A 19431-nucleotide genomic window follows, 5' to 3' on the forward strand; every position below is an offset into this window, starting at 1 on the left:
AGTCTTTCTCTTTGAGGTATGATATCATGACTAATGAAACTTTAATGCAATACTTTGAATGGTATTTACCAAATGATGGTAAGCATTGGAAACGTCTGGCAGCTGATGCCCCTACTCTAGCTAAAAAAGGTATCACAAAAATTTGGATGCCACCTGCTTTTAAAGCTACACACGATGGTGATGTCGGATATGGGGTCTACGACCTTTTTGACTTAGGTGAATTTGACCAAAAAGGTACCATTCGTACTAAGTACGGAACAAAAGTTGAATACTTAGATGCTATTGCAGCCTTGAAAAATAATGGCATCAAGCCATTAGCAGATGTCATTTTAAACCACAAAGCGGCCGCTGACCATACTGAAACTTTCAATGTTGTTGAAGTTGCCCCAGATGATCGCACAAAGGTTATCAGTCAACCCTTTGAAATTGAAGGTTGGACAAATTTCACTTTTGACGGCCGTAATCACACTTATAATGATTTTGAATGGCATTGGTATCATTTCACTGGTACTGATTACGATGTCAAAACTGGCAAAAACGGGATTTTCCAAATTCAAGGAGATAACAAAGGCTGGGCTAATCAAGATTTAGTTGATGGTGAAAATGGCAACTATGATTATCTTATGTATGCCGACCTTGATTTCAAACACCCAGAAGTTATCCAAAATATTTATGATTGGGCAGACTGGTTCCTTAAAACAACAGGTGTTAGTGGTTTTCGCTTGGATGCCATCAAGCACATTGATTCTTTCTTTATGGGCAATTTCATCCGCGATATGAAAGCCAAATACGGTGATGATTTTTACGTTTTTGGCGAATTTTGGAATGGTGATGAAAAATCTAACAACGACTACCTTGAAAGCACTGATTATCGCTTTGATTTGGTTGATGTTCGCCTTCACCAAAATCTTTTCGAGGCAAGTCAAGCTAAAGAGAACTATGATTTACGCCACATTTTTAATCAGACTTTAGTTAAAAATCATCCCCATTCTGCTGTGACTTTCGTTGATAATCACGATACTCAACGTGGTCAAGCTTTGGAATCAACTGTCGAAGAATGGTTTAAACCAGCCGCTTACGCTTTGATTCTGCTTCGACAAACTGGACTACCTTGTGTTTTCTATGGAGACTACTACGGCATTTCAGGTCAATTTGCTCAAGAAAGTTTCCAAAATCAAATCGATAAACTGCTTGAACTACGACAAACAACTGTTTACGGCCAAGAGACTGATTATTTTGATCAAGCAAACTGCATTGGTTGGACTTGTTTAGGTGACGATGAACACCCTACTGCTCTAGCTGTTTTGATTAGTAATAGCAAAGCTCAGTCAAAACGCATGTTTGTTGGGAAGAAATGGGCAGGCCAACTGTTCACTGACGCCCTAGACAATCAAACTGCACAAGTCTTAATTGATAAAGAAGGCTATGGTGAATTTCTCGTTGCTGAAAAATCAGTCAGCGCTTGGATTCCACTAGCAAGATAATATATACAAAAAAGAGACTAGAAAGATTTCTTTAGTCTCTTTTACATATCTAAATTTATGTAAACTAAATACATTATCCTGCTTGTGCAGTCTGCATTTGATAATAAACACCTTGTTTTGTCATTAATTCATCGTGGGTACCGTATTCTACGATATCACCATCAACCATTACCAAAATACAATCAGCTGATTGAATCGTTGATAAGCGGTGAGCGATGATGAAACTTGTACGACCTTTCATTAATTTTTCAAAGGCTTCTTGGACAAGAATTTCAGTACGCGTATCAATTGACGAAGTTGCTTCATCCAAAATCAAGATTTTTGGTAACTTGACAAAGATACGGGCAATGGTCAATAACTGACGTTGCCCTTGTGATAGGGAAGCACCTGCGTCTGATAAATAAGTATCATAACCATTTAGCAATTGACGAATGAAAAAATCGGCATTAGCTGCTTTGGCGGCTTCGATAACTTCTTCACGCGTTGCATCAGGATTACCATAGGCAATATTATCATGAATGGTACCGACTTTTAACCATGTTTCTTGAAGTACCATGCCAATTTGCTGACGTAATTCCTCAACAGAGTAGTCAGCCATTGACACACCATCTAGATAAATAGCTCCGCTATCGACTTCATAAAAACGCATCAAAAGGTTAATCAATGTTGATTTACCAGCACCTGTCGGACCAACGATAGCAACTTTTGAAGCTGCAGGAATAGACAAATTCAAATGGTTAATCAGTGTTTTCTGCGGTGTGTAGCCAAATGACACATCTTTAAACTCGATTTGACCTTGAATCTTATCAGCATCCAATTTTTTAGTAACTGGAAGTGGTTCATACTCTTCATCTAAAATGGCATACAAGCGCTCAGCACAAGCAATCGCTCCTTGTAATTCAGATAAAACTGATGAAATATCATTAAACGGCTTGGTGTATTGGGTAACGTAGTTCAAGAAAGTTGTCAATTGACCAACGGTAAAGGCACCTGACATAATGCGAAGCGCTCCTACCCCTGCCAATAAGGCATAAATCAAACTATTGATAAATCGTGTTGATGGGTTAACCGTTGACGAATAGAAAATGGCTCCTTGCGAATAATCTGCATATGTGTCATTGATTTCTGTGAATGTATCGATAGCAGCTTCTTGCGCATTAAAGATGTGCAAAAGACTTTCTTGACGAATCATTTCTTCAATGTATTGAGTTTGGCGACCACGAGATTTGGTTTGTTTTTGATAAAGATGGTAACTCTTATTGGCAATAAAGCGGGCCAAGAAAAGTGATAAAGGTGTTAAAATAAGCACCAAACCGAGCATCAGTAAATCAATATCAGCCATGGTAATGATTGTGATGATAATCGTTAAAATACCAATGAAGAATTGATTGAAAACCATCAAAAGTCCGTTACTCAATTGCTCTGCATCAGTTGTTACACGGCTCACCAAATCACCAGAACTCTTCTTATCAAGATAAGAAATTGGCATTTGATTCAATTTTGCCATAACCCTTTGACGTAGGTCATAAATATAGCCAAAGGTCAAACGGTTATAAATCAAAGGATTCATCCATTGCACTAAGGTGTTTAGGGTAATGACAATAACCATTTTAGTGATAATTGGGATAATCAAGGTCAATGATTTTGGAGATAAAACCACATCAACAGCATTACCAATTAAGACTGGGAGGTAAACCGTCAAAGCTACTTGTGCAATGGTACCAAGAGTCGCTCCAATCACCAAACCTTTTTGAGAAAGGAGTTCCTTGAACAAACGGCGGCTTGTATCAGATTGTTTTCTTGCTTTCATGTTCTAGTCCTCCTTTCCTTTTTGGTGTTGTGAATAGTGGATATCTCGGTAAAGGTCATTATTTGCAAGCAAGTCATCGTGACTAGCAAATCCAAGTTGATGCCCTTTATCCAAAAGCAAAATCTTGTCTGCAGCTTTCAAACTATTGGTACGTTGTGAAATCAAAATCAATGTCGTATCACTTAATTGTTCATGAATGGCTGATAATAATTTTGATTCTGTCAAGTAATCAAGGGCTGATGTTGAATCATCCAAAATGAGGAGCGGTGCCTTTTGAACAATAGCACGCGCAATCGTCAAACGTTGACGTTGTCCTCCAGAGAAATTACGGCCAAAGGCTTCAACTGTCGCATCTAACTGTCCTTCTTTTTCAGAAACAAAATCACTCGCTTGTGCAATATCCAAAGCTTTCCAAAGCGTCTCATCGCTCACATCACCCTTCATTCCTAGAGTTAAGTTAGAACGAATCGTACCTTGGAAAAGCTCTGCTTTTTGTGGCACCACATTGACCCAAGAACGCCATTGTCCAAGCGTTTTAGGAGAAAAATGATTTTGGAAAATAGCTAAGCTACCTTCCTGAGGTGTATAGAGATGAGTCAGCAATTCTACCAAAGTAGATTTCCCAGAACCTGTCCCACCAATAATTCCTAAGAAATCACCCGGATTTAAATGAAAATCAATGTGAGATAGTGAAGGCTCTGCTGCTGTTGGATAAGTAAAGCTCATGTCTTTAACCAAAACAGCATACTCAGACTGCATTTGCTCCAACTCAGTTGATAAATCTTCAGAGTCTTTTTCAAAAACTTCAGTGATACGTTTGGCACTGATAAATGATTGGTTCAATGATGTCACAAGCATAGTCATCTTAAGCAATTCCGTTAGAATTTGCAAAAGATAATTAACCAAGGCAATTAACATCCCTTGAGAAAGCAAATCATTACTAATCTGAAGATTTCCTTGCCAAATCACAAGAACCAAAGTGCTATTAACCACAAGGTATGTTAATGGTGTGACTAAACTTGAAAGACGTCCTGCTTTTAACTGTAAATCAGTGTAGTCTTGGTTTCCAGCAGCAAATTCTCTTTCTTCCTTATCAACTTGACCAAAAGCTCGAATAACACGAACCCCTTCTAATTGTTGACGTGTCATGTTAACAATCTTATCTGTCGCACGACGAATCTTAGCATAGATTGGATTCAACAGATGTGACATGGCAAAGACAATCATAAATAAAATGGCAACCATGACCAAAAAGTCGATGGTCATTTTGGGACTGATGTTAAAAGCCATGATAATAGCACCAAAAACAATAATCGGTGCGCGAAGGAAAAGACGTAAAAATTGATTAATTCCTGTCTGAATTTGATAAGTATCACTGGTTAAACGCGTAACTAAGCTTGAAGTTGTCAACTTATCACGATCTTCCTTACTCAAGCCCATGATTTTTTTAAATAAATCTGACGTCAACTGACGCGTATAGCCAACTGCTGCTTTTGAAGAAAAATACTGCGCAGTGATGGCAACAATCACACCAACAATTGCAAACAAGAACAAAAGACCAATCATCAAAACAAGATTTACCTTATTATCACTTGGAATAATCGTATCAACAATTCTTGCAATAATAATTGGCACTAGTAATTCAAAAGATGCTTCAAACAACTTGAAAAGGGGACCTAAGATTGTCTCCTTTAGGTACCCTTTGAAATAACGACTTAAATACTTCATGTTTCTCTGTTTTAATAGAGATTCTAAACTCTAAACCTTACTAAATTAAAATAAGCTCATTAATTCAATCAAATACAAATTAAAATGAACTTCACGCGAGTAATAGATGTTACCACCATTTTTATATAATTGCCCACCTGAAATTAAAGCGAGAGGATGATAGTAAAAATAAGATTCACCAGTCGTGTTACCAAGACTTGGAGCTACTACATCGCGTGAATAAGTTTTAGCTAAAGCAATTGTGCTTTTACTACCATGCTTTGCAACATAATCAATATAAGATGTTCCAAAGTTATAAGCTTGAACAGCTGTCCAAACATCTACTCCTGCCTCATCAGCTAAAGAAAGATTTTCTGAAAGGACTGTGACACCCTGACGAATACTAGTCTGACTATCGGTAATCGAATTAGCAACACCATCTGAACTTTCACTTGACTGCATTACATCGTCTTCGTTTCCTTTAGTTTCAGTGTAAATCATCGCCAATACCAACTCAACATTAGCCTTTGTGTCATTGTCGTCTAAAATCTCTTTAACCATACTTTTATACTGTAAAACTTTATGAACATTTTCGTGAGTTACATAAACTTGATACCCACAGAAAAGGACAAAAACCAGTATAATCAGGCGTTTTAAGAACTTAAACATTATTTATTTTGAATATCCTCTATATTTTTAATCAAGATGGAATAGGTTCCATTTGGATTCTGAATAAATTCAACCGACTCTGCATCTTCATAAACATTATTAGGAACAATCAATTGAATACCATTTGACAGTGACAATTTTTGATTCTCTAATTTTTTCGTTTGACGTGAATGATCAATGTCCGAGACTTGAATAGGCTCTGGAATACTTTCTTTCAATTCATCGACAAATGTTAAACGAGCGGTTAAATTATTATCAAAGAGTTGATCAGCCAACTTTTCAGGTGATAATTCTTGCTCTTCTTCCAAATTTTTATGAATAGCTGCTTTCATTTTAGATTGGAAAGCAAAATCATCTTGCTGGAAATTCTCCGCAATTTTTTGCGCAGCCTGTTCTACCATTTTAATCGATTTTTTGACCGATTGTTCTGGCTGAACTTGCAAGAGATTCTCTGAAAAATAGTTTGCAAAGCTTCCGTTGTGCTTAATACGTTTTTCAATCAAATAATAATGGTGATTAACGCGATTAATGACCAAAGCTTCATCTGGCGTTTGAGCCGCAGATGGGTAATTATTTTGTGTGATTTTAATCGGACTTTCACTGTCACTTGAAATGTGTGTGAAATTTTCTCTTAAGGCCACACGAAGAAAAGCAAAATGCTCAACACCGTCTTTATCAAATTGGATGAAAACCAAATCATTTGTCTTTTGATTATCAGAAATGACAAACTCTTCTTTCCAAAGCTGAGCGATTTTAATGGATGATTCCATCAAATCGTCACTCAAATAGCTAAGAAAGACATTATCATCTGAAAATGTCCCACGCTTAGCCTCATCTGAGAAAACTTTGCTTAATTTTTTACGAAAATACTCATCAATACGTGGCGTAATCGTCAATAACTGATCTGACAAAATGAGCTCTGTATCATTTGGCGTAAATTGATGAATAACAATGCGTTTAATATATAAATCAATCATGGTTATGTATGTCTGAACACATCAAACGTGTTCAGTTGTTCGTTAATAAAGTGGGAAAGCATCTGTCAGTGCTTTAACCTCACGACGAACCTCCTCTAAAATAGTTTCATTTTGATAGTTTTCAAGTGCTTTTACAATCAATTCAGCAATGGCACGTGATTCTTTTTCGCCCATACCACGGCTAGTAATAGCTGGTGAACCAATTCGGATACCAGATGTCTTAAATGGTGATAAAGTTTCAAATGGAATAGAATTTTTGTTAAGCGTAATGTTAACAGATTCTAAAATGTTCTGAGCCAATTTTCCGTTTTCGACCACTTTTGTCACATCAACAAGAAAGACATGATTGTCTGTTCCACCTGAAATCACACGGAAATTTGGATGTTGATTAAAGACATCAGCCATAGCACCGGCGTTTTTAATCACATTTTCGCCATATTCTTTAAAAGCTGGATCCAAGGCTTCTTTCAAAGCAACTGCTTTACCAGCAATAACATGCATCAAAGGACCGCCTTGAAGCCCTGGAAAGACTGCAGAATTAATCTTCTTAGCAATAGCTTCATCATTAGTCAAAATAAGTCCACCACGCGGTCCACGAAGAGTCTTGTGCGTTGTTGTCGTTGTCACATGTGCATAAGGTACTGGGCTTGGATGATGACCAGAAGCCACAAGCCCTGCAATGTGTGCCATGTCAACCATTAAATAAGCTCCAACACTATCAGCGATTTCTCTAAAACGTGGAAAATCAATAATACGGGAATAAGCTGATGCACCCGCAACGATTAACTTAGGTTTGACTTCCTTAGCCAAATCTGCCAATTTATCATAATCGATGAGTTCAGTGACTGGGTCAACTGAATAAGAGATAAAATGATATGTTTTTCCTGAGAAGCTGACTGATGCACCGTGAGTCAAGTGACCTCCCGCAGCCAAATCCATTCCTAAGACAGTATCCCCGGGTTGGATTAAAGCCATATAAGCCGCTGCATTAGCTTGACTTCCTGAGTGTGGTTGAACGTTAGCAAACTTAGCACCGAACAATTCTTTAGCACGTTCGATAGCTAAATTCTCAACAACATCCACACAATCAGTTCCACCATAATAACGTTTGCCAGGGTAACCTTCGGCATATTTGTTAGTTAGCAATGTGCCTTGGGCTGCCATAACAGCTTTAGAGACAACATTTTCAGAGGCAATGAGCTCAATATTATTTTGTTGACGAACTTCTTCAGCGTGAATCGCTTGCCAAAGTTCTGTGTCAAATGCTTCGTAGTTTTCCTTGTCAAAAATCATATCCTTATCTCCTTTTGATAAGATCAAGTCACAATCATTAGCGATTGTAAAAGCCGAAACAGTATCAAATAAATTCCCAAAAAGTTAATCTTTTGCAAAAGGCAATTCCGGCACACGAGCAAGCAAGGTTTCTTTCGTAATAGCTCCTTGGCGTAAAATACGTGCAAAATCACCTGATAAATCCAAAATTGTCGAGTCGACACCTGTAATCGCAGCATCATCCGAAAGTCCTGAAACCGAACTTCCGAATTGCGCTTTAATTTCAGTAAAAACTTTCCCACTTTCTTGACCAGAAATATTTGCTGACGGACCAATTAACGGACCTGTCTTTTTAATTAAAGCTAAAGTCTGTGGGTGTTTGGGAATTCTAAAACCAATTGTTGATAAGCCAGAATTGATCCAAGCTGGCACACGGTCATTTGCCTGTAAAATAATGGTTAATGGTCCGGGTAAAAAAGCATCATACAGTTTTTTAAGATAAATTGGTTGATTTTTGGAAAAAGCTAAAATTGTCTCATAATCTGCTACATTAAGATTCATAGCTTTCTCTTTAGGACGACGTTTTAAGTGATAAACATGTTCAACCGCTTCTTCATTCATGGCTTGTGCAAAAAGCCCATAAACAGTTTCTGTCGGTAAAATCACTGCACCACCTGTTTGAAGTATTTCTTCCAAATTAGCCATTATCCATCACGACCATTCTATCTTTACCAAATATGTCTTGTAATACACGGACACGTTTTTCTGGAAAATGTTTGCCAAGCAAAGCTCGCAAGCCATCTCCTTGCTTATAGCCAATTTCAAAATAAAGTTTACCGTCTTGCGATAGATGTTCACTAGCGCCTTCGATAATACGACGATAAATCGCAAAACCATCTTCATCCGCAAACAAAGCCAAATGTGGCTCAGAAGCAAGGACATTAATACCAACCTCATCCTTATCATTGTGAGCAATGTAAGGCGGATTAGAAATAATGACATCAAAAGTTCCTGTCACTTGGTTAAAAACATCAGATTCTACAAAATCAAGCGACACCTGATTTGTTACACTGTTTTCTTTTGCCAATTGCAGAGCTTCTTTGGAGATATCAGAAGCCGTTACTTGCCAATCTGGTCGCGCAGCCTTAAGTGAAATCGCAATCGCTCCACTGCCTGTTCCGATGTCTAAAACACGCAAATCAGCTTTGCTATTTTCCTTTAAAACCAGATCAACCAATTCTTCAGTCTCAGGTCGCGGAATTAAGACACGCTCGTCAACCGCAAGCTCCAAATCACGAAAATAAGCTTTTCCAGTGATGTATTGCGGAGAACGATGCTCTTTTAGTTGAGCCATAATCGTATCTAACAATTTTTGGTCTTGATCAGTAAGTTCTTTATTTTGATGTAAAATGAAATCAAGAAGCGTCCAGCCTTTTAATTCACGAAAAACGTAAGTCAAATTCTCTGGATCCTCTCCAATTTCTTGTAAATGTTTTTCTAGTTGGCTGATTGTTTCAGCATAGTTCATTATTGATTTAACTCTTCTAGTTTCTTAGTTTGATCAAACAAGATGAGGGCATCAATTACTTCATCCAATTTACCTGACAAAATAGTATCCAATTTTTGCAATGTCAAACCAATACGGTGGTCTGTCACACGGTTTTGTGGGAAGTTATAAGTACGGATACGTTCTGAACGATCACCAGTACCAACTGTTGATTTACGTTCAGCATCTTGTTCGTCTTGAGCAATTTGAGCAAAGTGGTCCGCAACACGCGCACGAATGACTTTCATGGCTTTATCACGGTTCTTTTGTTGTGTACGTTCTTCTTGCATTTCAACTTTGATACCAGTTGGAATGTGAACCATACGAACGGCTGTCGCAACTTTATTGACGTTTTGTCCACCGGCACCAGATGCGTGATAGATATCTACGCGCAAGTCTTTTGGATCGATTTCGTATTCTACTTCTTCAACTTCAGGCATGACAAGAACTGTCGCTGTAGATGTGTGGACACGACCTTGGCTTTCTGTAACAGGGACACGTTGCACACGGTGAGCACCTGATTCATATTTCAATTTAGAATAAACAGATTGACCTGATACCATGACAACAACTTCTTTGATACCACCGACACCATTGTATGAGGCTTCCATAACTTCAAATTTCCAGCCTTGGCTTTCAGCGTATTTTTGATACATTTGAAGAAGGTCGCCAGCAAATAGAGCAGCTTCGTCACCACCAGCAGCACCGCGAATTTCCAAGATAATGTTTTTGTCATCATTTGGATCTTTTGGTAAAAGAAGAATTTTAAGTTTTTCTTCGTAATCTTCTTTGGCTGCTTTTGATTCTTTAAGTTCTTCTTTTGCCATTTCTTCAAGTTCTGGATCACCACCAGCATCTTTAATCATTTCTTCGGCATCTTCAATGTTTTGAAGAACTTTTTTGTACTCGCGGTAAACTGTTACAGTTTCACGTGTACTTGCTTCCTCTTTAGATAAAGCCATGAAGCGTTTTGTATCACTAACGACATCTGGGTCACTTAGTAATTCTCCTAATTCTTCATAACGGTCTTCAACCGCTTGTAGCTGATCATAAATGTTCATCTGAGTTTATTTCCCTCTCTTTTACAAATTCCTTTTTCTTATTTTTCGTCTGAAATCATTGGATTAAAATAGTGTTTACGGCAAACTGGGATGTAAGTCTCATTTCCTCCAATTTGGATTTGATCTCCCTCGTAGACCGGCTTTCCATTTTCAGTTCGTAAAACCATTGTGGCTTTTTTAGAACAGAACTGACAAATAGTTTTAATTTCATCAATTTTATCTGCTAAAAGCAGTAGGTATTTTGAACCTTCGAATAATTCGTTCTGAAAATCATTTTTTAACCCAAAAGCCATAACTGGGACTTCTAATTCATCAACAACACGTGCTAATTCATAGACATGCTTTTTCGTTAAAAACTGACATTCATCGATAAGAACACAATAAGGTTTTTCTGGTAGAGCTTTGACGTAAGCAAAAACATCCATATCATTTGTAATCGCAACAGCTTTACGGCGCATGCCGATACGACTAGAAACAACCCCATAACCATCACGCGTATCAAGTGCTGACGTCATAATGACAACAGGCTTGCCTTGTTCTTCATAGTTATGAGCTACTTTCAAAATTTCAATGGTCTTACCAGAATTCATGGTTCCATATTTATAATAGAGTTGAGCCAAAAGTGACAATCCTACCTTCTACTAATATTCTACTATTCTACCATAAAATCGCTGATGGATAAACAAGAAGAAGGATCAATTCAATGCCTCAAAAACGTTCACATCCCACTACTACAAGCATTTAACAGCATAAAAAAAGCTAAAGCAAATTTTGCCTTAGCTTTTATCACTAAATGTGATATCGGTAACCAACACTATTGAATAACAAATCAACGCACTAAAGAGCGACAAAACCGCCACTCCTTGCACTGTTAAATTGTTAATGCTTAACTCTATTGTAGCACAGCTACTCATGTAAATTCGATGACACTTTATTAAAAAAATCACGATTGTGTTACAAGAATATTTAAAAAACAGTATTGACGAAGGAAAAACAATGGAGTATCTTATAACATGTTATAAAAAAACATACAAAGGAAAGTCAAAGTGAAATTTATTATAATCACAGCACTATTAGCCATCTTCATTGCTCTATATGCTGGAGATAAAAATAATCAATAGTTTTATGTGCAAAGAATGAATCACGTTAAAAGTTGAAAATATGGAGAAAAAGAAAATGGCATTGTTTGGAAAAACAAAAGAAGAAAAAACTGAAGCTTACCTTGAAGCGCGTGGCGTTAAAGGTTTATCTCAAGATAGTTATGCTCAAGTTCAACGTATTGCAAATGAAATGGCCGGCAACGGGCTTATCAAAGCTGGGCTAGCGCTTTCGTTTAACAACGGCGTTGACCAAACTAAACTTTCTTATTTGTCTGCATTAGTAGAACAGAACTGGCTTTTAATTAATCAAAATCAACAGATTATTGACGAACTTAAAAAATTGAATAGTAAGTAAGAGGTACAATCATGAAAGTTGGATTTCGAAAACCAAGTCTTAAAAAGAGTTTAAAAGCTCGCACTACTGCTAAGTGGAAACGACAAGCTAAAAAAGCTCTTATCCCTGGCTACGGTAAAAAAGGTATGGGCTGGGTAAAGAACCCGAAAAAAGCAGCTTATAATAAGGTTTACCATAAAACAACATTTGGTTTATCAGATATTTTGAAATTGTTTAAATAAGATTTCTTCTAAAATAGCACAAAAAGCTTGTCTAAACAGCTGATATTTCTTAATTTTACTGAATTTTCTCTCAGAATGTGCTACAATGTTACTGTTAATTTATTTTAAAGGAGATTCTTATGCCATTCGTAAAAATTGATTTGTTCGAAGGTCGTAGTCAAGAACAAAAAGTTGAGCTTGCTCGCGAAGTTACTGAAGTTGTTTCACGTATCGCTAAAGCTCCAAAAGAAGCTATCCACGTTTTCATCAACGATATGCCAGAAGGTACTTACTACCCACATGGTGAAATGAAAAAGAAAAACTAATTTTTCATAACAACTATGCTTGAGGCGATTGTCTCAAGCTTTTTTACTGACTTATAAATTGCTTTTCCGTTAAGAAAACGATATGCTAAAAACATATGAATATTCAGGAGGTGAGCATTTGCAACTTGGCCATAGTATTCAGATGATGGGGACAACTATTGATATTTTAATTGATTCTGATACACCTCAAAATCATATTGCTGAAGTTTGTCATCTGCTAACAGTTTATAAAGATCGCTTCAGTGCTAACGACGCTGATTCAGAACTTATGGTCATCAATGATCAGTCTGGTATCGCTCCAGTAACTGTTCACCCAGACTTATTTGAACTTACACAAATCGGAAAAAAACATAGCCTTGCTCAACCTGGCAATCTTAATATCGCTATCGGGCCTTTGGTTCAAAGCTGGCGCATTGGATTTGAAGATGCTAACGTCCCTAGTCAAGAAAAAGTTCAAGAGGCGCTAGCATTATCAAATCCCCAAAACATTATCTTAGATAATAAAAAACAAAGTGTTTTTCTAAACCAAAAAGGCATGAAAATCGACCTTGGTGCCATCGCAAAGGGATATATTGCGGACAAAGTTATGGATTACCTGAAATCAGAAAAAGTCAGCTCTGCTATGATTAATTTGGGTGGCAATGTCTTGGTTTATGGCGACAATCCAAAACAGGATAATGGTATTTGGCGAATCGGTATCCAAAATCCACAACTACCTAGAGGCAATAATATTGGTGTTCTTGCTATCAAAAATCAGTCAGTCGTTACATCAGGAATCTATGAACGTCGTTTAAAGGTTGGTGATAAAGAATACCATCATATCTTTGACCAAAAAACAGGCTATCCAATTGACACTGAAATGGCAAGCCTTACGATTGTTTCTGACTTATCAGTTGATTGTGAAATCTGGACCACTCGTCTCTTTGGTCTTCCGATTATGCAAGCTTTAGCAACTATTCAGTCTCTACCTCATATTGAAGGGATTGTTATCACTAAAGATAATCGCTTAGCCATGACAAATGGCTTACGCTCACGATTTCGATTATTACGATAATAAAAATTCATCTAGGAAAAATCCTAGATGAATTTTTTATGTCTAAACGCTTATTTTTTTGGTTTTCCGTTTAAAATCAAATTAAGAACAACAGCAAATAATGCAGCAATAACAATACCATTTGTCAAGAACATTTGAACTGTATTTGGAAGGCTAACAAAGAGATTTGTTCCGTTAAAACCAACACCACAAGCGATTGAAACCGCAGCGATAATGAAGTTGTATTCATTATTTTTAAAATCAACTTGATTTAGCATTTGAATCCCTTGAAGAGCTACCATACCAAAAAGAACAATCATAGCACCACCAAGAACTGGACTTGGAATCATTTGTGCCATTGCTCCAAATTTTGGAAGCAAACCAAGAATCACGAGGAATAAAGCTGTGTAGTAAATTGGACGACGTGTTTTGATTCCTGAAATACGAACTAAACCAACGTTTTGAGAAAATCCAGTATATGGGAAAGTATTGAAAATACCACCAAGAAGAACAGCTGCACCTTCTGCACGGTAACCGTTACGAAGACGTTTGCTGTCTAATTTTTCACCAGTCAAATCTGACAATGCAAGATAAACACCAGTTGATTCAACCATAGAAACCGTTGCAATGATACACATCATAATAATTGATGTAATTTCAAATTTTGGTGCACCAAAGTAAAATGGTTGTGGAATATGAACAAGCGGTGCATTTGCAACAACTGATGGATCAACCAAGCCCATGAAAGCTGCTACGATTGTTCCACCAATCAGACCAATCAAAATGGCAATAGATTTAATAAATCCTTTGGCGAAAATATTAACCGCAAGAACAATCGCAATGGTTACAAGCGCCAAAATCAATGATTGAGCTGTTGGTTTGTCACTATTATCACCCATGTTCCCAATAGCAACTGGAATCAAAGTCAAACCAATAGTTGTGATGACAGAACCAGTAACAACTGGTGGGAAAAAATCAGCAATTTTTGAGAAAATACCAGAAATCAAAATCACATAAATACCAGAGACAATCAAAGCCCCAAACATATAGCCTGAACCCTGTTTGGCACCGATGATTGATAAAGGTGCAACTGATTGGAAGGCACAACCAAGTACAACTGGAAGACCTACACCAAAGTGTTTACGCAACTGCAATTGTAAGAAAGTTGCTACACCACACATGAAAATATCAGTTGAAATCAAGTAAGTTAATTGCTCTGCTGAATAATTAAGAGCGCTAGCAATCATGATTGGAACCAAGATTGAACCAGCGTACATAGCAAGCAAATGTTGCAAACCTAAAATGGCAGCTTGTGAGTGTTTTTGTTCATTCATTTCCATTTTATGCATCAGCCTCCGCAAAGACAACTTGTCCATCTTTGAATTCTTTAATACGTGCAAGAGATGTCACAGGAACACCTGTTTCTTCTAGTAATTTACGACCTGTTTGGAAAGATTTTTCAATCACAATACCGATACCAGCAACTTTCGCACCTGCTTGACCAATAATTTCCAAAAGACCTTTAGCAGCTTGACCATTTGCCAAAAAGTCATCGACGATTAAAACTGTATCATCTTCTGACAAGAATTTACTTGCGATTGATACCGTACTTGTCACACGTTTAGTAAATGAATAAACTTCAGCAGTTAGAATGCCTTCAGTCATTGTAATATTTTTAGATTTTTTAGCAAAAATCATTGGAACGCCCATGGCTTGTGCTGTATAAAGTGCTGGAGCAATACCTGAGGCTTCAATAGTGACGACTTTTGTAATTCCAGCATCTTTGTAAGCTTGCGCAAGAACTTTACCAATTTCTTGCATTAATTCATAGTCAACTTGGTGAGTAAGAAAGCTATCAACTTTCAAAATATCCTCACCCAAAACATTCCCATCTTTTAAGATGCGATCTTCCAATAATTTCATGGATTCTCCTTTAAAAAAATAGTTAAAATTGGATGTCAAAACTAACAACTTACTATGAAGCTTTCAAGGGCTATTAACAAAGACAAGTGTTACAAAAAAGAGATGTTTACAATTCGTAAACACCTCTTGCAAAACTCGGTCACATTTTCACAACTATGCAAAAATGTCTTCTCAGACAGCAACTGAGAATTGACTTATTGTTAGACATTACGGTGTCTTGTAGAAACGCTACGCCCATTCGTAGCATAAATAAGCATTATTAAATTTTAACCATCACATTAATGATAGAACTATTGTATCATTTTAATCTTGGAATTCAAGATGACATTGGTCCTATTATTAAAGAAGTAATATTCTGAAAATAATGACAAATTTCCTGTTCTAAATTGAATCACCATTCCAGATTGAATTTTTAACGATGACATAATCAACGCGTGTCAATGCATGAAGGTCACGGCCGCCGGCATATGAAATCGAACTTTGAAGATCTTCTTGCATTTCAGTAAGAGTATCTTTTAGATGTCCTTTAACTGGAAGCAAGATTTTCTTACCTTCGACGTTTTTATGTTCTCCTTTTTGGTATTCAGATGCTGAACCGTAATATTCTTTATATTGTTTACCATCTACTTCTACCAATTTTCCTGGACTTTCTAGGTGTCCAGCAAAAAGCGAACCAATCATCACCATTGTTGCACCAAAACGAATTGATTTAGCAATGTCACCGTGAGTTCTAATACCACCGTCAGCGATTATTGGTTTACGAGCTGCTTTAGCACACCAACGTAGTGCTGCTAATTGCCAGCCTCCTGTTCCAAAACCAGTTTTCACTTTTGTGATACATACTTTACCAGGACCAATCCCAACTTTTGTGGCATCAGCGCCGGCATTTTCCAACTCACGAACAGCTTCAGGGGTGCCGACATTACCAGCAATAACAAAAGTTCCCGGTAATTCTTTTTTAATGTGCTTAATCATCTCAATAACACTGTCAGAATGCCCATGAGCAATATCAATCGTGATAAATTCTGGTGCATCATCTTTTAAGCTTGAGACAAATTCATACTCATAATCTTTAACACCTACTGAGATTGAAGCAATCAATCCTTGATCATGCATACGTTTAACAAAAGGTTTACGAGACGCTTCGTCAAAACGATGCATAATGTAAAAATAACCATCTTTCGCAAGCTTTTCAGCGATATCTTCATCGATGATTGTTTGCATGTTCGCTGGAACAACCGGCAACTTAAAAGTATAATCCCCAAGTGTCACATGCGTATCTGCTTCTGAACGGCTTTTAATGATGCATTTGTTAGGAATGAGTTGAATATCTTCGTAATCAAAGACAGGCATTTCGTTATACATATAAGTTTCTCCATGGTCTTTGTGTCCTTGCAAACTCAAACAAAGTCAAAGGACAATACAAAAAGGCCACTTTTTCTCTGTCAGAGTAGGCAAAAACACATCGACTCTTTCATTAAAAAATGACCTTCCTATAACTCTACTGAGCGTTGGTACAATAGAGCATCGCTAGGTAAAAACTTACCCTTCCATTATCATTCTACAACTTCATTCGTTTTATGTCAACTATTTTTTCTTTGTGTTTTTATATCGTTCGTTATATCCGTATGTTATCTACAGTGTCAACTTTACGTATTTAAGCTTTATTTTAGCTTTCTTTCAGTTTCGATTAAGTCTAATCCCCTAAACTTTTTGTAAGACAATTGCAAAGGAGTTTTATATGAATTTTATTAAACGAGCATGGCTTGCGACAAAAGCTAAAAAAGGACGTACTGGACTACTAATTCTAGTGACTAGTGCCATCTTGATTTTTGTTCTAGCAGGCTTGACTATCAAAAATGCTGCTGATTCAGCTGTAAAAAGTGCTAAAAAGCAAGCTGGCGCAACTGTAACGTTATCTGTTAATCGCGAAGCAATGATGAAAGCTTTCAAACCTGATAGCGAAAATAGTTCTGATTCAAGTAGTGACACGTCTGCTACTACCTCTGTTGACCTTACAACCGCAAAATCTATTGCTGAAAAAAGCGATGTTGCCTCATATCTTTTCACAACAACGACAACTGCTACAGCAGGCGATGATATCACTGCTATCTCAACATCATCTACCTCATCATCTTCTAATGAATCTTCAAACAGCACATCTCAACCAGCTGGCCCTGGAATGATGGCTTCTGGAGATTTTACGATTACAGGAGTCAATAGCACAGATAAGGTAAGCGACTTTACTTCTGGGACAAATAAAATTTCTAAAGGAACTGGTATCACTGAAGACACTGCTGACAATTCAGCACTTATTTCAGCTGATTTAGCCAAAGAGAACAACTTAAGTATCGGCGATAGCTTTACAGTTAAAACGACTGTCAATGATACCGAAACAAGTTACACTCTAAAAATCGTTGGTATTTATGACAATTCATCGACAGCGACAACTGCTCAAATGATGTCAAATGCCTCAAATCCACAAAATAACATCTATACTAACCTCACAACGGCTAATACTATGAAAGGTGAATCCGACAAATTAGATTCAGCTATTTACACTCTTTCAAACCCTGAAAAAATGGATGATTTCGTCAAAGAAGTCAAATCAGAAATTGATACTGATTCATATTCTGTAACCTCTAGCGATGAAATCTATGAACAAATGCTTTCACCACTCAATAACATTTCATCAATTGCACAAAATATTGTTATTTTAGTTGCTGTCGCTGGTGCCGTCATCTTGACGCTCATTGTCATTCTAAGCATCCGAGAACGTCGTTACGAAATCGGTGTCCTTATGAGTTTAGGTGAAAATCGCCTTAAAATTATCGGGCAATTCTTCACAGAATTATTTATGGTAACAGTCGTTTCCCTTGTCATTGCTACTGTTGCTGGAAATTTTGTTGGAAACGCCCTTGGTAACCAACTGTTATCATCTTCAACTCAAACCCAACAGACTACTAAAAATGATTTTCCTGGTGGTCCTGGTCAAGAGACAAACTCTTCTAATGATGACAATAAGCAAAATGACTCAAAACCCCAAAATGACAAACCATCCGGCGGTGGTTTTGGCAATATGATGACAATGGCTACTTCTTCAAGCAAAGAAATTGATCAATTAGACATCAAGTTAACAGGAAATGATGTCGCAAAACTTGGTGGAATTGCCCTTCTTATCTCATTTATCTCAACTATCTTAGCAAGTATCGGCATCATCCGCATGAAACCTAAAGATATCTTGTCTTCTAACTAGAAAGGAATGTTTATGACATTACGCACACAAAATATCGGCTATTGGTACACTAATAATCCCGACGACTACCTTTTCAAAGACGTTAACTTAAACTTTGAAAAAGGAAAAGTTTATTCGATCCTTGGTCAATCAGGAAGTGGAAAAACAACATTTTTATCCCTTTTAGCTGGACTAGACAGCCCAAAGGCTGGTGAAATTTTCCTCAATGATAAAGACATTACTAAATCTGGTCTGACCAATTACCGTAAAAATGCTGTTTCCACTATTTTCCAAGCTTATAATTTAATGACTTACATGACTGCACGTCAAAATGTTCAAACAGCGCTAGAAATTTCTAACAAAAGTATTGACAACGCTAAAATCGAAGAACTTTTTGAACTTGTTGGCATTCCAAAAGAACTAATTGATAAACCAGTTCTTCAGCTTTCAGGTGGCCAACAGCAACGCGTCGCTATTGTACGAGCCTTGGCAACAGAGCATGATATCATTATCGCTGACGAACCGACTGGAAACCTTGACGAAGAAACCACCCAAGATATCGTTAATATTTTTAAAGAAATCGCGCATCAGCAAAACAAAACCGTAATCATCGTTACTCACGAAACGGCTGTCGCTAACGAAACAGATGTTACCTTCGAACTCAAGAAGAAAAGATTTACGCAGATTTAAAAGAAAAAGCACTCAATATCAAAATTGAGTGCTTTTTCTGTTC

The 19431-nt window shown here is 37.2% G+C and carries 19 protein-coding genes and 1 riboswitch; of the genes, 7 read left to right on the plus strand and 12 right to left on the minus strand.

Annotated elements, in window-relative coordinates; all coding sequences use genetic code 11:
* The first annotated feature begins 26 nt into the window (after positions 1-26).
* Complete coding sequence (locus tag JG537_RS04755; RefSeq protein ID WP_199544025.1) at positions 27-1484, plus strand: alpha-amylase; 1458 nt, start codon at positions 27-29, stop codon at positions 1482-1484.
* A gap of 73 nt (positions 1485-1557) precedes the next feature.
* On the opposite strand, the gene JG537_RS04760 is transcribed toward JG537_RS04755, so the two are convergent.
* The 9 genes from JG537_RS04760 to JG537_RS04800 form a co-directional block, all read right to left on the minus strand.
* Positions 1558-3294 (minus strand): ABC transporter ATP-binding protein, encoded by a 1737-nt coding sequence (locus tag JG537_RS04760; protein WP_199544027.1) that lies wholly within the window; start codon positions 3292-3294, stop codon positions 1558-1560.
* Between the two features lie 3 nt (positions 3295-3297).
* Complete coding sequence (locus tag JG537_RS04765) at positions 3298-5022, minus strand: ABC transporter ATP-binding protein (RefSeq protein WP_132869495.1); 1725 nt, start codon at positions 5020-5022, stop codon at positions 3298-3300.
* Positions 5023-5067: 45 nt separating this feature from the next.
* Positions 5068-5670 (minus strand): lysozyme family protein, encoded by a 603-nt coding sequence (locus JG537_RS04770; RefSeq protein ID WP_132869496.1) that lies wholly within the window; start codon positions 5668-5670, stop codon positions 5068-5070.
* Positions 5670-6647 carry a nucleoid-associated protein gene (locus JG537_RS04775; RefSeq protein WP_199544029.1) on the minus strand — a complete coding sequence of 326 codons (978 nt, stop codon included), beginning with the start codon at positions 6645-6647 and terminating at the stop codon, positions 5670-5672. Before JG537_RS04775 ends, JG537_RS04770 begins: the two co-directional genes overlap by 1 nt.
* Positions 6648-6689: 42 nt before the next feature.
* Positions 6690-7940, minus strand: coding sequence for a serine hydroxymethyltransferase (glyA, locus tag JG537_RS04780; protein ID WP_132869586.1), 1251 nt, complete (start codon positions 7938-7940; stop codon positions 6690-6692).
* Positions 7941-8024: 84 nt separating this feature from the next.
* A complete protein-coding gene (locus JG537_RS04785) occupies positions 8025-8624 on the minus strand; it encodes an L-threonylcarbamoyladenylate synthase (RefSeq protein ID WP_132869587.1) in 600 nt (199 codons plus the stop codon).
* The gene (gene prmC / locus JG537_RS04790) at positions 8617-9447 is read right to left on the minus strand and encodes a peptide chain release factor N(5)-glutamine methyltransferase (protein WP_132869588.1); all 831 of its coding nucleotides are present in this window, start codon (positions 9445-9447) and stop codon (positions 8617-8619) included. The genes JG537_RS04785 and prmC overlap by 8 nt, the downstream gene beginning before the upstream one ends.
* Entirely contained in the window at positions 9447-10526 is a 1080-nt protein-coding gene (gene prfA, locus JG537_RS04795; protein WP_132869589.1) for a peptide chain release factor 1, read from the minus strand. The genes prmC and prfA overlap by 1 nt, the downstream gene beginning before the upstream one ends.
* Before the next feature lie 38 nt (positions 10527-10564).
* Positions 10565-11146 carry a thymidine kinase gene (locus tag JG537_RS04800; RefSeq protein WP_132869590.1) on the minus strand — a complete coding sequence of 194 codons (582 nt, stop codon included), beginning with the start codon at positions 11144-11146 and terminating at the stop codon, positions 10565-10567.
* 556 nt (positions 11147-11702) lie between these two features.
* Here JG537_RS04800 and JG537_RS04805 point away from each other — a divergent pair.
* The 4 genes from JG537_RS04805 to JG537_RS04820 all read left to right on the plus strand — a co-directional run bounded on the left by JG537_RS04805 (position 11703) and on the right by JG537_RS04820 (position 13561).
* Positions 11703-11981 (plus strand): hypothetical protein, encoded by a 279-nt coding sequence (locus tag JG537_RS04805; protein WP_074625806.1) that lies wholly within the window; start codon positions 11703-11705, stop codon positions 11979-11981.
* An 11-nt stretch (positions 11982-11992) separates the two neighbouring features.
* Positions 11993-12202 carry a hypothetical protein gene (locus tag JG537_RS04810; protein ID WP_074482164.1) on the plus strand — a complete coding sequence of 70 codons (210 nt, stop codon included), beginning with the start codon at positions 11993-11995 and terminating at the stop codon, positions 12200-12202.
* Positions 12203-12321: 119 nt separating this feature from the next.
* A complete protein-coding gene (locus JG537_RS04815; protein ID WP_074482163.1) occupies positions 12322-12507 on the plus strand; it encodes a 4-oxalocrotonate tautomerase in 186 nt (61 codons plus the stop codon).
* Between the two features lie 118 nt (positions 12508-12625).
* A complete protein-coding gene (locus JG537_RS04820) occupies positions 12626-13561 on the plus strand; it encodes an FAD:protein FMN transferase (protein WP_132868778.1) in 936 nt (311 codons plus the stop codon).
* Positions 13562-13611: 50 nt separating this feature from the next.
* Here the strand turns inward: JG537_RS04820 and JG537_RS04825 are convergent, their stop codons facing one another.
* From JG537_RS04825 to guaC, 3 genes are all read right to left on the minus strand, one after another.
* Complete coding sequence (locus tag JG537_RS04825) at positions 13612-14889, minus strand: nucleobase:cation symporter-2 family protein (protein WP_074482161.1); 1278 nt, start codon at positions 14887-14889, stop codon at positions 13612-13614.
* Positions 14882-15463, minus strand: coding sequence for a xanthine phosphoribosyltransferase (locus JG537_RS04830; RefSeq protein WP_199544031.1), 582 nt, complete (start codon positions 15461-15463; stop codon positions 14882-14884). The genes JG537_RS04825 and JG537_RS04830 overlap by 8 nt, the downstream gene beginning before the upstream one ends.
* 177 nt (positions 15464-15640) lie before the next feature.
* Positions 15641-15736, minus strand: a riboswitch (purine riboswitch).
* Between the two features lie 108 nt (positions 15737-15844).
* Complete coding sequence (gene guaC / locus JG537_RS04835; RefSeq protein WP_199544033.1) at positions 15845-16828, minus strand: GMP reductase; 984 nt, start codon at positions 16826-16828, stop codon at positions 15845-15847.
* Between the two features lie 376 nt (positions 16829-17204).
* Here guaC and JG537_RS04840 point away from each other — a divergent pair, with 376 nt between their 5' ends.
* Entirely contained in the window at positions 17205-18719 is a 1515-nt protein-coding gene (locus tag JG537_RS04840) for an ABC transporter permease (protein WP_199544035.1), read from the plus strand.
* 12 nt (positions 18720-18731) lie between these two features.
* A complete protein-coding gene (locus tag JG537_RS04845; protein ID WP_199544037.1) occupies positions 18732-19388 on the plus strand; it encodes an ABC transporter ATP-binding protein in 657 nt (218 codons plus the stop codon).
* The last annotated feature ends 43 nt before the right edge of the window (positions 19389-19431 follow it).

Source organism: Streptococcus vicugnae (genome assembly GCF_016461705.1).
In the GTDB taxonomy this organism is placed as follows: Bacteria; Bacillota; Bacilli; order Lactobacillales; family Streptococcaceae; genus Streptococcus; species Streptococcus vicugnae.

Bases quoted from the DNA above. Each gene is read 5' to 3' on its own strand.
- JG537_RS04755 (WP_199544025.1), top strand. From the start codon at position 27: ATGACTAATGAAACTTTAATGCAATACTTTGAATGGTATTTACCAAAT.
- JG537_RS04760 (WP_199544027.1), bottom strand. From the start codon at position 3,294: ATGAAAGCAAGAAAACAATCTGATACAAGCCGCCGTTTGTTCAAGGAA.
- JG537_RS04765 (WP_132869495.1), bottom strand. From the start codon at position 5,022: ATGAAGTATTTAAGTCGTTATTTCAAAGGGTACCTAAAGGAGACAATC.
- JG537_RS04770 (WP_132869496.1), bottom strand. From the start codon at position 5,670: ATGTTTAAGTTCTTAAAACGCCTGATTATACTGGTTTTTGTCCTTTTC.
- JG537_RS04775 (WP_199544029.1), bottom strand. From the start codon at position 6,647: ATGATTGATTTATATATTAAACGCATTGTTATTCATCAATTTACGCCA.
- glyA (WP_132869586.1), bottom strand. From the start codon at position 7,940: ATGATTTTTGACAAGGAAAACTACGAAGCATTTGACACAGAACTTTGG.
- JG537_RS04785 (WP_132869587.1), bottom strand. From the start codon at position 8,624: ATGGCTAATTTGGAAGAAATACTTCAAACAGGTGGTGCAGTGATTTTA.
- prmC (WP_132869588.1), bottom strand. From the start codon at position 9,447: ATGAACTATGCTGAAACAATCAGCCAACTAGAAAAACATTTACAAGAA.
- prfA (WP_132869589.1), bottom strand. From the start codon at position 10,526: ATGAACATTTATGATCAGCTACAAGCGGTTGAAGACCGTTATGAAGAA.
- JG537_RS04805 (WP_074625806.1), top strand. From the start codon at position 11,703: ATGGCATTGTTTGGAAAAACAAAAGAAGAAAAAACTGAAGCTTACCTT.
- JG537_RS04810 (WP_074482164.1), top strand. From the start codon at position 11,993: ATGAAAGTTGGATTTCGAAAACCAAGTCTTAAAAAGAGTTTAAAAGCT.
- JG537_RS04815 (WP_074482163.1), top strand. From the start codon at position 12,322: ATGCCATTCGTAAAAATTGATTTGTTCGAAGGTCGTAGTCAAGAACAA.
- JG537_RS04825 (WP_074482161.1), bottom strand. From the start codon at position 14,889: ATGCATAAAATGGAAATGAATGAACAAAAACACTCACAAGCTGCCATT.
- JG537_RS04830 (WP_199544031.1), bottom strand. From the start codon at position 15,463: ATGAAATTATTGGAAGATCGCATCTTAAAAGATGGGAATGTTTTGGGT.
- guaC (WP_199544033.1), bottom strand. From the start codon at position 16,828: ATGTATAACGAAATGCCTGTCTTTGATTACGAAGATATTCAACTCATT.
- JG537_RS04840 (WP_199544035.1), top strand. From the start codon at position 17,205: ATGAATTTTATTAAACGAGCATGGCTTGCGACAAAAGCTAAAAAAGGA.
- JG537_RS04845 (WP_199544037.1), top strand. From the start codon at position 18,732: ATGACATTACGCACACAAAATATCGGCTATTGGTACACTAATAATCCC.